Origin of the sequence: Arsukibacterium indicum (genome assembly GCF_019100565.1) — a bacterium.
GTDB lineage: Bacteria > Pseudomonadota > Gammaproteobacteria > Enterobacterales > Alteromonadaceae > Alishewanella > Alishewanella indicum.
In genome coordinates this window covers 530,197-543,061 of the sequence record NZ_JAHRID010000003.1, presented here as the reverse complement: position 1 = coordinate 543,061, position 12,865 = coordinate 530,197, and the positions used below count along the sequence as shown (strand labels likewise).

Annotated in this window: 10 protein-coding genes; 5 read left to right on the top strand and 5 right to left on the bottom strand. The window is 49.3% G+C overall.

The features are described from left to right. Nucleotides 1–27 precede the first annotated feature (27 nt). Both ilvN and KQY15_RS09665 read right to left on the bottom strand, forming a co-directional pair. A complete protein-coding gene (gene ilvN / locus KQY15_RS09670; protein ID WP_217668976.1) occupies nucleotides 28–519 on the bottom strand; it encodes an acetolactate synthase small subunit in 492 nt (163 codons plus the stop codon). A 1-nt stretch (nucleotide 520) separates the two neighbouring features. Continuing rightward, complete coding sequence (locus KQY15_RS09665) at nucleotides 521–2,260, bottom strand: acetolactate synthase 3 large subunit (protein ID WP_217668975.1); 1,740 nt, start codon at nucleotides 2,258–2,260, stop codon at nucleotides 521–523. 316 nt (nucleotides 2,261–2,576) lie between these two features. Between KQY15_RS09665 and KQY15_RS09660 the strand changes: the two genes are divergently transcribed. Next, nucleotides 2,577–3,422, top strand: coding sequence for a tetratricopeptide repeat protein (locus KQY15_RS09660; RefSeq protein WP_217668974.1), 846 nt, complete (start codon nucleotides 2,577–2,579; stop codon nucleotides 3,420–3,422). Between the two features lie 9 nt (nucleotides 3,423–3,431). Then, entirely contained in the window at nucleotides 3,432–4,634 is a 1,203-nt protein-coding gene (locus tag KQY15_RS09655; protein WP_217668973.1) for a methyltransferase, read from the top strand. On the opposite strand, the gene yihG (KQY15_RS09650) is transcribed toward KQY15_RS09655, so the two are convergent. The 3 genes from yihG (KQY15_RS09650) to speA all read right to left on the bottom strand — a co-directional run bounded on the left by yihG (KQY15_RS09650) (nucleotide 4,631) and on the right by speA (nucleotide 8,468). After that, on the bottom strand, nucleotides 4,631–5,578 hold the full coding sequence (gene yihG, locus KQY15_RS09650; RefSeq protein WP_217668972.1) for a 1-acylglycerol-3-phosphate O-acyltransferase, YihG family: 948 nt from the start codon (nucleotides 5,576–5,578) through the stop codon (nucleotides 4,631–4,633). The two genes, KQY15_RS09655 and yihG (KQY15_RS09650), sit on opposite strands and share 4 nt — an antisense overlap. Then, nucleotides 5,578–6,471 (bottom strand): 1-acylglycerol-3-phosphate O-acyltransferase, YihG family, encoded by an 894-nt coding sequence (gene yihG / locus KQY15_RS09645; RefSeq protein WP_217668971.1) that lies wholly within the window; start codon nucleotides 6,469–6,471, stop codon nucleotides 5,578–5,580. Before yihG (KQY15_RS09645) ends, yihG (KQY15_RS09650) begins: the two co-directional genes overlap by 1 nt. A 110-nt stretch (nucleotides 6,472–6,581) precedes the next feature. Further along, entirely contained in the window at nucleotides 6,582–8,468 is a 1,887-nt protein-coding gene (speA, locus tag KQY15_RS09640) for a biosynthetic arginine decarboxylase (protein ID WP_217668970.1), read from the bottom strand. Between the two features lie 135 nt (nucleotides 8,469–8,603). On the opposite strand from speA, the gene speE reads away from it, so the two are divergent. The 3 genes from speE (at nucleotide 8,604) to KQY15_RS09625 (ending at nucleotide 12,842) form a co-directional block, all read left to right on the top strand. Next, on the top strand, nucleotides 8,604–9,467 hold the full coding sequence (speE, locus tag KQY15_RS09635) for a polyamine aminopropyltransferase (RefSeq protein ID WP_217668969.1): 864 nt from the start codon (nucleotides 8,604–8,606) through the stop codon (nucleotides 9,465–9,467). A gap of 123 nt (nucleotides 9,468–9,590) precedes the next feature. Then, the gene (locus KQY15_RS09630) at nucleotides 9,591–10,043 is read left to right on the top strand and encodes a DUF4124 domain-containing protein (RefSeq protein WP_217668968.1); all 453 of its coding nucleotides are present in this window, start codon (nucleotides 9,591–9,593) and stop codon (nucleotides 10,041–10,043) included. Between the two features lie 213 nt (nucleotides 10,044–10,256). After that, entirely contained in the window at nucleotides 10,257–12,842 is a 2,586-nt protein-coding gene (locus KQY15_RS09625; RefSeq protein ID WP_217668967.1) for a TonB-dependent receptor plug domain-containing protein, read from the top strand. The last annotated feature ends 23 nt before the right edge of the window (nucleotides 12,843–12,865 follow it).

Below are 12,865 nucleotides of genomic sequence, written 5' to 3'. Positions count from 1 at the left end.
GTGTTATCCTTCTGAGCTATAACCTGGTTATAACGCCAGGGTTTTTTCACCGCGGGCAATACCCGATACACCGCTGCGTACCACTTCCAAAATAGCTGTGCCGCTTAATGCCTGAATAAAGGCATCCAGTTTATCGCTGGTACCCACCAACTGCACCGTGTAGGTAGTGGCGGTAACATCGATGATCTGGCCACGGAAAATATCAGCGCAGCGTTTTACTTCATCACGCTGGGCGCCACTGGCTTTTACCTTAACCAGCATCAGCTCGCGCTCCAGATGGGGTGCATCATTCAGGTCAGTCAGCTTTACTACTTCAATCAGCTTGTGCAGCTGCTTGGTAATTTGCTCTATCACCTGATCATTACCATGGGTTACCAGGGTCAGGCGCGATAAGGTCGCGTCTTCAGTGGGCGCCACGGTCAGTGAGTCAATGTTGTAGCCACGCTGGGCAAACAAGCCTACCAGTCGTGCCAGGGCGCCTGATTCGTTTTCCAGCAGCACAGAAATTATATGTCGCATGTTAGGTCCTCTCTGTTTTGCTTAAAAACATCTCATTCATCGCCCCACCCGGAATTTGCATCGGGTACACGTGTTCTTTCGGGTCAATATGAATATCCAGGAATACCAATTGATCCTTCAGGGCAAAAGCCCGCTCCAGTGCCGGAACAAGCTGTTCCGGTTCGGTTACCCGAATGCCGACATGGCCATAGGCTTCTGCCAGTTTGACAAAGTCGGGTAGCGAATCCATGTACGAGCTGGCATAACGTGACTCGTAATTCATATCCTGCCACTGCTTAACCATGCCTAAATAGCCGTTATTCAGGTTGATGATTTTCACCCCCAAACCATATTGTTTGCAGGTAGACAGCTCCTGAATATTCATTTGAATAGAGCCTTCGCCGGTTACACATACTACGTCAGCATCGGGGTAATTCAGTTTTACCCCCATCGCTGCCGGCAGGCCAAAGCCCATGGTGCCAAGGCCTCCGGAATTGATCCAGCGGTTAGGTTTATTAAAACCATAATACTGAGCGGCAAACATCTGGTGCTGGCCGACATCACTGCAGACATAAGCATTGCCTTTGGTGATTTTACTCAGCTGTTCAATAACATACTGCGGTTTCAGTAACGGTGCAGCGTTGTCGTAACGGCCACCATGCATGGCGCGCCAGTCATCTATTTGCTGCCACCATTTCTTTAAAGCTGCACTGTCCAGCTTCTTTTTCTTTTGCTTCAGCAGCGCCAGCATTTCCGTTAACACTGGCTGCACCAGCCCTACAATCGGAATATGGGCATTAATGGTTTTACTGATGCTGGCCGGGTCGATATCAATATGGATAATAGTGGCATCAGGGCAGAATTTTTTAGTGTTGTTGGTTACCCGGTCGTCAAAGCGGGCACCCACAGCCAGAATAAGATCGGCATGATGCATCGTCTGGTTCGCTTCATAGCTGCCATGCATACCCAGCATCCCGATAAACTGCTTATCGCCGGATGGGTAACAACCCAGGCCCATCAGGGTGTTGGTAACCGGTAAATTAAGCATTTGGGCCAATTCGGTCAGCTCAACCGAGGCGCCACCCATTATTACCCCGCCACCGGCGTACAAAATCGGTTTTTTCGCCGCCAACAGCGCCGTAATAGCTTTTTTAATCTGGCCGCTATGACCTTTCAGTTTGGGCTGATAGGAGCGCAGTTTTACTTCGCAGGGGTAATGATACGGAAAAGTCTGGCTGGGGATGGTCATATCCTTCGGGATATCAATCACCACCGGCCCTGGCCGGCCGCTTTGTGCAATGTAAAAGGCTTTCTTGATGATTGCCGGAATATCCTCCGGCCGGCGCACTGACATATTGTGTTTACAAATCGGCCGGGAAATACCCAACATGTCGGTTTCCTGAAAGGCATCGTCTCCAATTAAATGGCTCATCACCTGTCCGGTTAACACCACCATCGGAATAGAGTCCATATAGGCAGTGGCAATGCCCGTTACGGCATTGGTGGCGCCGGGGCCTGAGGTTACCAGCACTACGCCGGCTTTGCCGCTGGCCCGGGCGTAGGCATCGGCCATGTGGGTGGCTGCCTGCTCGTGGCGCACCAGTACGTGCTTTACTTTGGTTTGCTGAAACAGGGCATCATAAATATGCAGTACAGCGCCACCAGGATAGCCATAAAGGTATTCTACTCCTTCATCGGCCAGCGCCCGGATAACCATAGCGGCACCCGATAACATCTCGGTTTGTTTTGTTTGGCTTGTCATGGTGTTGTCTCATAGTTTTTATAGCAAAAGCGAATGGTCAACGCCGAATAACCGGCATTGGCCCAATAATCTGCAGCGCGCACTGTGGCACTACCTGTTTGCTACGTGGACGGGTTGTTAACTATGGCGTTCTTGTTGTTGCTTCTTATGAAGTCGTATTATCTGAACGCCCTGATAATTTACGGGATGTCAGCGCCAATGTCGATGCTTTTGTCGATGGTTTTTTCGGATTTGCCGCCGGTTACCGTTACCTTGTAAAATGGCAGCTGCGGCCACATAGTAATGCCATTACGGCGAAATACAGGACCAGTCAGTTATGCAAAGCCCGATCATTGATGTCACCATCCAGAATGTCCGCGAGGTACTGGAGCAATCGAAAAACCAACTGGTAATATTTCAGTTCCATTCGGCCCGCAGTGAAGGCTGTCAGCAGTTAACGCCTGTGTTAACCGCAATAGTACAAAAGTACCCGCAGCAACTATTACTGGCCCGGGTAGATTGCGACCAGCAACAGGATTTAGCCATGCAGTTTGGTGTGCAGTCGTTGCCAACGGTAATGTTGATTAAAGACGGCCGGCCGGTAGATGGCTTTGCCGGTGTTGAAACCGAGCAAGCGATTATGGCGCGATTGCAGCCTTATTTACCCAAGCCGGAAGATGAGCTGATAGCCCGGGCGCAGCAGTTTCTGGCCGAACAAAACCCGGCTGAAGCATATCCGTTGTTTAAGCAGGCGGTCGATATCGCGCCAGAGCGTGCCGACCTGAAAGTCTGGCTTGCGGATACAGCCATCAGCCTTGGTCAGTTACCGCAGGCCCAGGCTTTACTGGCAGAAGTAAAGCTGGCCGATCAGGACAGCGTATATAAAGCGGTGCTGGCAAAATTGGAACTGGCGCTGGAAGCGGCCGATACCCCGGAAATCCGGGCTCTGGAGCAACAACTGGCGGCCAGCCCTGATGACAACAACCTTAAAGAGCAATTAGCCGTGCAGTATCAGGCAGCACAACGCAGTGAAGAGGCTTTGGCGCTGTTACTGGGTATTTTGCGACAGGATTTAAACTACGGTGACAGTAAAAAACTGTTTCTGGATATTCTGGCTGCCTTACCTAAGGGCGATGCTGTTGCCAGCCAGTACCGGCGTAAGTTATACAGCTTGCTGTATTAGCTGCTACCGGTGACTAACAACTCTGCACTGCAACAGGCGTTTAACCACTGCAGTACCTTACTTAAGCAGTACCAGGAGTACTGGCAACTGGTGCCTTTTGCCTGCCAGCAATTACCCTGGCATAATCCGGCGCTGGTGGAAAAGCTCATGGGTCTGCCAGAGGAAGCGCTGGCAGAGATTGACCAGGACCCGGCCTTACAACAACAATATTTTGCAGACTTTTTCAGTGGTTTGTTTGAGCTCGACACCTATCTGCGAGCCACCGGTAACACCCTGACCGACAACGAGGTAAAACCTATACCTTTCTGGCTGGCCAACGGCATTGGCGGCCGTAAATTAGAGCAGATCAACGCTTTTGCCCGGCGACTGCCAGCAAGTTCGCTGCCAATGCTGGAATGGTGCGCAGGTAAAGGCCACCTGGGGCGCTTACTGGCCTGGCAGTTTCAGCGGCCGGTAACCAGTATCGAGTGGCAGCAGCAACTGTGCGCTGATGGTAGTGCCCTGGCCAGCCAGTTTCATATCCCGCAACGCTTTGTTCATGCTGATGTGCTAACAGCGCAAGGCAGTGCTGTGCTGGCAGCGCAGCAGCAGGTACTGGCGCTGCATGCCTGTGGCCAGCTGCATATTCAGTTGCTGCAACAGGCGGTTGCGGCCGGTTGCCGGCAGTTGCATATTGTTCCCTGCTGTTACCATCTGATTCACGAACAGTGCTATCAGCCATTATCAGCACTGGCAAAGCAGCATGACCTAGTGCTGAGTCAACATGATTTAAAGCTGGCAGTGCAGGGCCAGGTAACGGCCGGCGCCCGGGTTGAAAAGCTAAGGCATACCGAAGTGCAGTGGCGCCTGGCTTATCAGGCTCTGCGCACAGACCTGACCGGTGATAACCGTTACCAGCCATTGTCGTCAGTTGGTAAGCACTGGTTCAGTGGTGATTTTGCTGATTTTGGCCGCTGGGCCGCTCAGCAACATCAGCTGCAACTGCCTGCAGCACCTGACTGGCATCACTATTTGCTGCAAGGTGCCAAACATGCAGCACTGGTAAGGCGAATTGAACTGGTAAGGCATTTGTTCCGGCGACCGCTGGAGCTTTGGCTGGTATTGGACCGCGCGCTATACCTGCAACAGCATGGTTATCAGGTTACCCTGGCCGCGTTTTGCGATTATCAGGTAACACCACGCAACCTGCTGCTGCAGGCAGAGCGCTGTTAAAGCTGTTGGCCTGGGCGCAAAGCTTGTTGCTGTGCGGTAGTGGTTTGCTGCTCTTGCTGATAAAACGCCTGAATATACTGATCTTTAGCCTGCCAGCGCTGATTCAACCAAAGCTGAAAGCGCTCGCGAAATGCCGGATCATTGAAGTAGTCGCCAATTACCTGTTCATCAACTGCCAGCACATCTGCTTTAATCACAATTCTTTTCAGGCGGCCCATCAGCATGTCAAGCGCAACATGCTGCTGGTTATCCGGATAAATCAAGGTTAAATCCAGAATAGCATTAAACTGTTCACCCATGCTGGCCAGGGTAAAGGCAATTCCGCCGGCTTTTGGCGGCAGCAAATACTGAAACGGACTCTTTCTGGCCAGGCGTTTTTGTTCCGTGCAGCGGCTACCTTCAACAAAATTAATAATGGTGGTGGGCACCGTTAAAAATTTGGCGCACGATTTACGGGTGGTGGCGATATCCTTGCCTTTTAAATGCGGGTATTTAGCCAGCGTTGCTGCACTGTAACGCTTCATATAGGGCATATCGAGCGCCCAGCATCCAGTTCCGAGGAACGGGATCCATTTTAACTGATCTTTTAAGAAAAACTTGGGTTCTGGAATAAGGGGATGGGCAAAGCCACTAACCACCGGAATATCCAGCCAGCTTTTGTGATTAGCAATCAGCAGATACCAGCTTTCCCTGTCAAGCGTCTGCTCGCCACTGATTTGCCAGTTAACGTCATTAAAAAGGTTAATCAGGCCGGTATTCACCATAGTCCAGCCGCGAAAACAGCTGCGGCCAGCCATCGCCAGCACTCTGTGCGCACCTTTAAACGGCAGTAGCAGTTTAAAGATGCCTATAGGGGTAACAATAATACCCCAGAACGCCAGGTTCAGCGCAAAACAACTAAAGCTGACAGGTAACAGTAACCAACCGGGTAAAAAGCTTAACATCAGGCTACTCCTTTTTGCGCTAATGCGGCCAACTCCTGATCTTTATGCTGCCATAACTGGTTTACCCACTGTTGAAAGTGCTCGCGGTAAACCGGATCGTTATAGTCGCCAATCAAATCGTTGGTGATCGGTAATACGTTAATGTTGACAGTTATATCACGAACTTTACCGGAAATATAATCCCAGAAACTGGGGATGCCCTGCGGATAATAGATGGTCACATCCAGCATTTTATGCAGCTGATTGCCCATGGCACCGAGCACGAACGCCACGCCACCGGCTTTCGGTTTTAACAGCCGGCTGAACGGTGATTGCTGCTGATCATGCTTTTCTTTGGTGAAGCGGGTACCTTCGACAAAATTCATAATAGTGGACGGTTTAAACTGAAACTTCCGGCAAGCGCGGCGGGTGGTTTCAATGTCTTTTCCTTTTAAATGCGGATTTTTCTGCAGAAAGCTTTTGCTGTAGCGCTTCATAAACGGGAAATCGAGCGCCCACCAGCATATGCCCAGCAGTGGCACATATATCAGTTCTTTTTTCAGGAAGAACTTAATAAAAGGAATTTTGCGGTTAAAAATGTTCTGTAAAACCAGAATGTCTGCCCACGACTGATGGTTGGCCAGGATAAGGTACCAGTCTTTGCGGGATAACTGCTCCAGCCCCTGGACGTTCCAGTGGATCCGGGTAAACAGCGCGGTGGTAAAATTATTAACGCTAATCCAGGCAACGGCACAGGCGTCCAGCAGGTAGGTCATCCAGCTTTGCCAGCGGCTGACAGGAGGTAGCTTTAATATGGCTAATATTGTTACCGGCACAAACCAGAACAAAGTATTGAGGAAATACAGTATTACTGATAATACGCCGACAATCGGCTTTGGTAGAAACGATAACATAGCGCACCTGATTATTTAGTGTAGCCGGTAACAGCCACAGGAAATAAGCCTGAGACAAACAGAGCAGCCCTGGGCTGCTCTGTACTTGTCCGATCAGTGGCTATTCTAGCTTAATCTTCGAAATAGGTATAACCATATACGCCGGATTTAAGCTCATCCAGCAAGGCGTCTTTCTGCACAGCCGTCATATCCAGTTTAGCAAGCTGCTTAGTATATGATCTCAGCAGCTTATCAGCATCAAACTGGACGTAGCGCAGCACATCGGCCACCGTATCACCTTTAATAATATTGGTTAACTTATAACCGCCATCATCCGTCAGCTCAACATGCACAGAGTCGGTATCACCGAACAGGTTATGCAAATCACCTAAGATTTCCTGATAGGCGCCAACCATAAACATGCCCAGTAAATACTGTTCATCTTCTTTGTATACCGGTAGTGGCAAGCTGGATTCGATACCATTGCCATCGGCGTAACTTTTAAGCTGGCCGTCAGAGTCACAGGTTATATCCTGAATAATTGCCCGGTGATCCAGCGGCTCTTTCATCCTTTCCAGCGGCATTACCGGAAACAGCTGGTCGATACCCCAGGCATCTGGCATTGACTGAAACAGCGAGAAGTTAACGAATAATTTATCAGCAAGTTTCTCGTTCAGTTCATCATGAATTGCCCGGTGTGAGCGCGCAGATAAATCCAGGTTGGCCCGTACTTTGTTAATGGTGGCAAAGTAAATCTGCTCCAGCAGCGACCAGTCCTGCAGCGTCAATAAACCATGGACATACTGGGCATGCGCATCGGTAAAGTAGTGAATAGCATCGTGATAGGCTTCAATGGCTGAGCGTGGCGTCACGTTTTGATAGGCATCCCATAGGCCTAAAATAACGGTCGGCGCATCTTCGCTTGGCTCGGGCAGATTTACCAGACCGGGTGCCCGTTCAATATCAATAGCGTCGGTAACCAGTACTGCGTGGTGCGCGGTCATCGCCCGGCCTGATTCAGTAATAATATTCGGGTGGGGTAAGTCGTACTCGTCACACACTTCCTTTAAACCAGTTACCACATTACGGGCATATTCCATCATGGTGTAGTTCATTGAGCATGCTGAGCGTGACTTTGAGCCTTCGTAGTCGACCCCTAAACCGCCACCAACATCCACCGTGGTAATAGGCACGCCCAGTGTGCGCAACTCAGCGTAGTGACGGGCACATTCGCGAATGGCGTTATGAATATCGCGGATATTGGCAATTTGCGACCCAATATGAAAATGCACTAACTGCAGCAGGTCGAGCTTGCCGGCAGCGCGTAGCACATCAATCGCCTGCAGTACCTGGGTAGCCGTTAAACCAAACTTACCCTTCTCACCACCGGTGTTTTGCCACTTACCTTTACCAACTGAATTTAAGCGAATTCGGATACCGATACGGGGAGCGGCGCCTAAATTATCAATTTCCCGTAACAGGGTTTTTAATTCAGACAGTTTTTCCACTACGACATAGACAGTGTGGCCCATCATCTGGCCAATGGTCGCCAGCCTGAGAAATTCGCTGTCTTTGTAGCCGTTGCAGACAATCTGCAGTGGTTTTTCGGTAACACCCAGAATGGCCATCAGTTCGGGCTTACTACCCGCTTCCAGACCAACTTTGCCGCTTTCATGGCTGATCAGGCGTTTGACCACCGAAAACTGCTGGTTAACTTTAATCGGATAAACAGCCGTGTACTGGCCCTGATAATCTTTTTCAGCTTTGGCATTTCTGAACGACTTGATCAGGGTATCAACCCGGTGCTGCAATATATCGGTAAAACGCACCAGTACCGGCAGGGTCAGGCCTTCTTCTTTAAAGCGGTTAGTCAGCTCCGGAAAGCTGATCCCCGCTTTACTGTGATCCTGATCCGGATAGGCAATTAAGTTGCCATCCTGATTCACGTCAAAGTAGCCTTCACTCCATACAGCAACGTTATAAATAGAACGTGCCTTTTCAATACCCCAATCAGCCATTACGGTTCCTTAAAAATTTCTCTGTCAGATAGTGTAAAGCCTATGCCATTACGCTGCAGCAAAAAACGATAAAAATTTGTTTGTTGCCGCCCATACAGGCAAAATATGCGACCTATACGTTAAAGGGGAATGAAAATGTCAGTATTTGATGACAAAAAGTGGCTGACCGAAGTTTTTGCTGACAGTGGCAGCGTCTTTGGTCTGGCGATTACCAGAAAACTGGATGAAGTGCAGTCGCCGTTCCAGAAAATTGCGATGTATGAAACCAGTCATTTCGGTAATTTAATGGTGATTGATGATGTGATAATGCTCAGCAGCCGCGATAACTTTTTGTATCATGAAATGCTGAGTCATCCGGTACTGTTTACTCACCCGGATCCAAAAAACGTGGTAATTATCGGTGGTGGCGACTGCGGTACGCTGCGTGAAGTATTGAAACACCCCGGTGTCGAGACAGTCACCCAGATTGATATCGACGAACAGGTTACCCGGATGGCAGAAAAGTATTTTCCGGAGTTGTGTGCATCAAATAATGACCCGCGGGCAACCCTGCAGTTTGCTGATGGTATAAAGTTTATGCGTGAAGCGCCGGCAGGCTCGGTTGATGTAATTATTGTCGACTCTACCGATCCTATTGGTCCGGGAGAGGGGCTGTTTAACCGGGCGTTTTATGCCAGCTGCCTGCAGGCGCTGCGTTCAGGCGGAATTCTGGTACAACAAAGTGAATCGCCGTTAATTCATATGCCGTTGTTATCAGCAATGCGCCAGGCGATGAGCGATGCGGGCTTCGCTGCCCTGCAAACGCTTAACTTCCCGCAGATGGTGTATCCGTCAGGCTGGTGGACTTGTACACTGGCACGCAAAGATGCCGCTTTTAACGGGTTTCGGGAAGCTGATGCCCAACAGGCCCCATTTGCAACAGAATACTATAACGTTGACATTCATAAAGCCGCAGGCGCCTTGCCAAACTTTATGAAAAAAGCCCTGCAAACCAATTAAGTGGAAGTTCAAAGTAGACTGTACAGAGAACGGCCAGCGAAACGTAAAAATAAATAAAACACAAAGCTTGCTTAATTGGCAAGCCTTTTGTACATTTATTGCTCATAAAAAGGGTGAAGTAATATGAGATACTTGTCGTTATTATTTTTTGGGGCGTTTTCAGCGCAGGCGACGGTGTATAAATGCGAAACCAATGGCGTTGTCGAGTTTAGCCAGTTTCCATGCGCAAAGGATGCTGAAGCAGTTGATATGCGGCCGGTAGGCACGGCACTGTCGGGTACACCTGGTGAGTTTAAACAACAGGTTGATGCAGTAAAACGGAAAAGTCGCTTTGTCGAGTTTCAGATAGCAAAGCTTGAGCAGGAAAAAAGCTTGTTGCTTGAAGAGCTTAAAGCTGAACAATATAAACTCAGACGCAGTTTCCCGCGGGCAGAAGAAGTTACCGCAATTGCTCAGAAAATCGAACGTACCGAACAACGTTTTGCTGAGCGTATCAGCGCTGAACGTGCTACTTTGCGTGGTTTACAGGCACAGGCAGTAACGCTTGAGCGGCAATACGCGCAAGCAGGAAATTAATATTCAGTATTAGATTCAGCATTTTCAAAGCGAATTGTTTAACAAAAAGGCTCCGCAACGCGGAGCCTTTTTGTATTTATCGCGTTATAAAAGCTTTCTGAATTGTCTCAAGGGTTAATTTAAACCGACCTGTGTTAATTTGCTGTTTTTTATGCTAAACCATGGTTGCAGACTAAGTTGTAGTACGCAACGCAAATAACAATAAGGAAGCATATGAAAACGTTATTTAAATTTTCCCTCTGTGCGCTGGCAGTAAACTCTCTGGTTTATAGTGAAATCAGTGCGGCGCAACAAAACTCAGAGCAAGCAACTTCGCAACAGGTTGAGCGAATCGAAGTTACTGGCTCCCGCATTAAACGCAATGATTTGGAAGGTGCCGCTCCTATTGCTGTAATTGGCCGTGATGAAATTGCAAAGTCAGGTTTTGCCAATTTACAGCAGTTGCTGGAGCGCACGCCGGTTGCAGGTACCGGTACTTTCTCTACCCGGGGTAATAATCAGGATTCTACCGCTAACGGTGGTGCGGCGATCAGTTTACGTGGCTTTGGTTCAGATGCCACACTTGTGCTAATTAATGGCCGGCGGGTAGCGGTAAGTGCTTTTGCAGAAAACATTGCGAACTCTTTTGTCGACATTAATAGTATTCCGGTTGCGGCAATTGAGCGGATTGAAATACTGAAAGATGGCGCATCAGCGGTTTATGGTTCAGATGCCGTTGCCGGTGTTGTTAACATTATTTTACGCAAAGACTTTGACGGTGCAGAGCTCAGTGTCAGCCACGGCGGTACGACCGGGCCCTCGTATGATGAAACCTCAGCAAGTCTGGTATGGGGCACAGAAACAGATGATGCCAATGCCACCCTGATCCTGGATTACTTTAAAAATACCGTCATCACCGGAGCGGAAATGGGCCGGTTTGGTACAGCGAATCAGGCGCCTTATGGCGGCCTGGATTTACGCTCTTCGCGGGGCTTTCCCGGCAACTTTATTGTAAATGGCGAAACCCGGATTGATCCTGGGTGTCCGGCGGATCAGGCATTTGGTCAAACCTGCGTATTCGATTACGGGCCCTTTGGTATGGTTGTGCCGGCAGCAGAACGGGTTGGTGCTATTTTTCAGGGTAGTCAGCAGCTGACAACAAATTTGCAGGGCTATGTTGAGCTTGCTGTGCAACATAACCGTTCGCAGGCATCAGGTGCGGCAACACCGCTGGATGGTGATGCCGGTTTAACGGTGCCAGCGTCTCACCCAAACAATCCCTTTGGTGAAGATATTGCAATAAACCGCTTTCGCACGGTAGATGCGGGCCCCAGGGTTTGGGATATTGAGTCTGACTCTCTGCGCCTGGTGGTCGGTTTACGCGGCCAGTTACAAAACTGGGACTGGGACCTATCTGCGCAGAAAGGCCGCAGTGAGTCTATGCAGACAGGTAGTAAGCAGCAAGGCTGGGTGCGGACAGACTTCCTGCAGGAGCAAATTAATCTGGGCAATTATAACCCGTTCGGTGGTGTTTATAATTCAGCTGAAGTAATTGACGCAATAACCACCTCGCTGGTTCGGCGTGGTGAGTCGCATATTACGGCATACGACGCCAGCATTAGCGGCGAAGCCTTTGCTTTAGGTGACCAGATGGTGTCGTTGGCTGCCGGTGTGGAATATCGCGAGGAAGATGCATTTGATCAGCCAGATGATCAATTTCAACGCGGGCTGATTTTCGGTACGGAGTCGGTCTCTGCCCAGGCAGCCCGGGATCAATATGCGGCATATCTTGAACTGTTAGTGCCGGTATCTGATCAGCTGGAATTTACTGTGGCGGGTCGCTATGACCACTACAGTGATTTTGGTTCAACCACCAACCCTCAACTCACGATGAAATGGCGACCAAGGGATAACTTCACCCTGCGGGCGTCTTTTGGTCAGGGCTTCAGGGCGCCATCCCTGGCTCAGATTGGTTTAGGACCATCTCAGGAATCGGTGTTTTTTACCGATACCTTCCGTTGTCCGACCGCGGATCCAACTAACCCGGCATGTGCCGCTACCGACTATACCATCGTTTTTGTTGGCAGCGAGGGGCTGAAACCTGAGGAATCAGAAACATTTAATGTTGGCGCTGTCTGGCAGGTTAATGATCAGTTTGATGTTACCGTCGATATCTGGAGTATTACTCAGGACAATAAAATTGATAAAAATGATTTTGAGAACGTCTATAACGCCGAGTGTAATAATCAGAACAGCACCGTTTGTGTCCGCTTAGACCCCTTGCCAGGACAAACGCTTGGTGAATTGTCCAGACTGTTTAACAGCTATGTTAATGTCAGTTCGCAGGAAGCAACAGGTTTAGACCTATCAACATCTTACCTTCTGGGGTTACAGAATATGGGGCAGGTAAGGTTTAACCTTGACTGGTCGTATATCAGTAAATTTGAGAAAAATGGTATTGATTACGCCGGTGAATATAACTATCCGCAACATCGCTGGTTGGCAGCCGCAGACTGGAGTCACGGGGATTGGGGAGTGGTGACCAGCCTGAGTTATATAGGTGAATTTGAAGACTACGCTGCACCAAGTGACGTTGAAAGCACCTCGACGCGGTCGATCAGCGCTCAAATGCTGTTAGATGTGCAGCTAAGGTACAGTCTGAACGAGAAAACCCAACTGGTGCTGGGCATGAATAATGCGCTGGATGAAGATCCACCATTTGCTATAGGTGATGGTGACGCCGACTTATATGGCTATGCATCAAGGGTTCACAACCCCCGAGGTCAGTTTATTTACGGCAAAGTGAGCTATCGCTTTTAGTCGACACTAAAAAATTTCAGTCC

Bases quoted from the DNA above. Each gene is read 5' to 3' on its own strand.
- yihG (WP_217668972.1), bottom strand. From the start codon at position 5,578: ATGTTAAGCTTTTTACCCGGTTGGTTACTGTTACCTGTCAGCTTTAGT.
- speE (WP_217668969.1), top strand. From the start codon at position 8,604: ATGTCAGTATTTGATGACAAAAAGTGGCTGACCGAAGTTTTTGCTGAC.
- ilvN (WP_217668976.1), bottom strand. From the start codon at position 519: ATGCGACATATAATTTCTGTGCTGCTGGAAAACGAATCAGGCGCCCTG.
- KQY15_RS09625 (WP_217668967.1), top strand. From the start codon at position 10,257: ATGAAAACGTTATTTAAATTTTCCCTCTGTGCGCTGGCAGTAAACTCT.
- KQY15_RS09665 (WP_217668975.1), bottom strand. From the start codon at position 2,260: ATGACAAGCCAAACAAAACAAACCGAGATGTTATCGGGTGCCGCTATG.
- yihG (WP_217668971.1), bottom strand. From the start codon at position 6,471: ATGTTATCGTTTCTACCAAAGCCGATTGTCGGCGTATTATCAGTAATA.
- KQY15_RS09630 (WP_217668968.1), top strand. From the start codon at position 9,591: ATGAGATACTTGTCGTTATTATTTTTTGGGGCGTTTTCAGCGCAGGCG.
- KQY15_RS09660 (WP_217668974.1), top strand. From the start codon at position 2,577: ATGCAAAGCCCGATCATTGATGTCACCATCCAGAATGTCCGCGAGGTA.
- speA (WP_217668970.1), bottom strand. From the start codon at position 8,468: ATGGCTGATTGGGGTATTGAAAAGGCACGTTCTATTTATAACGTTGCT.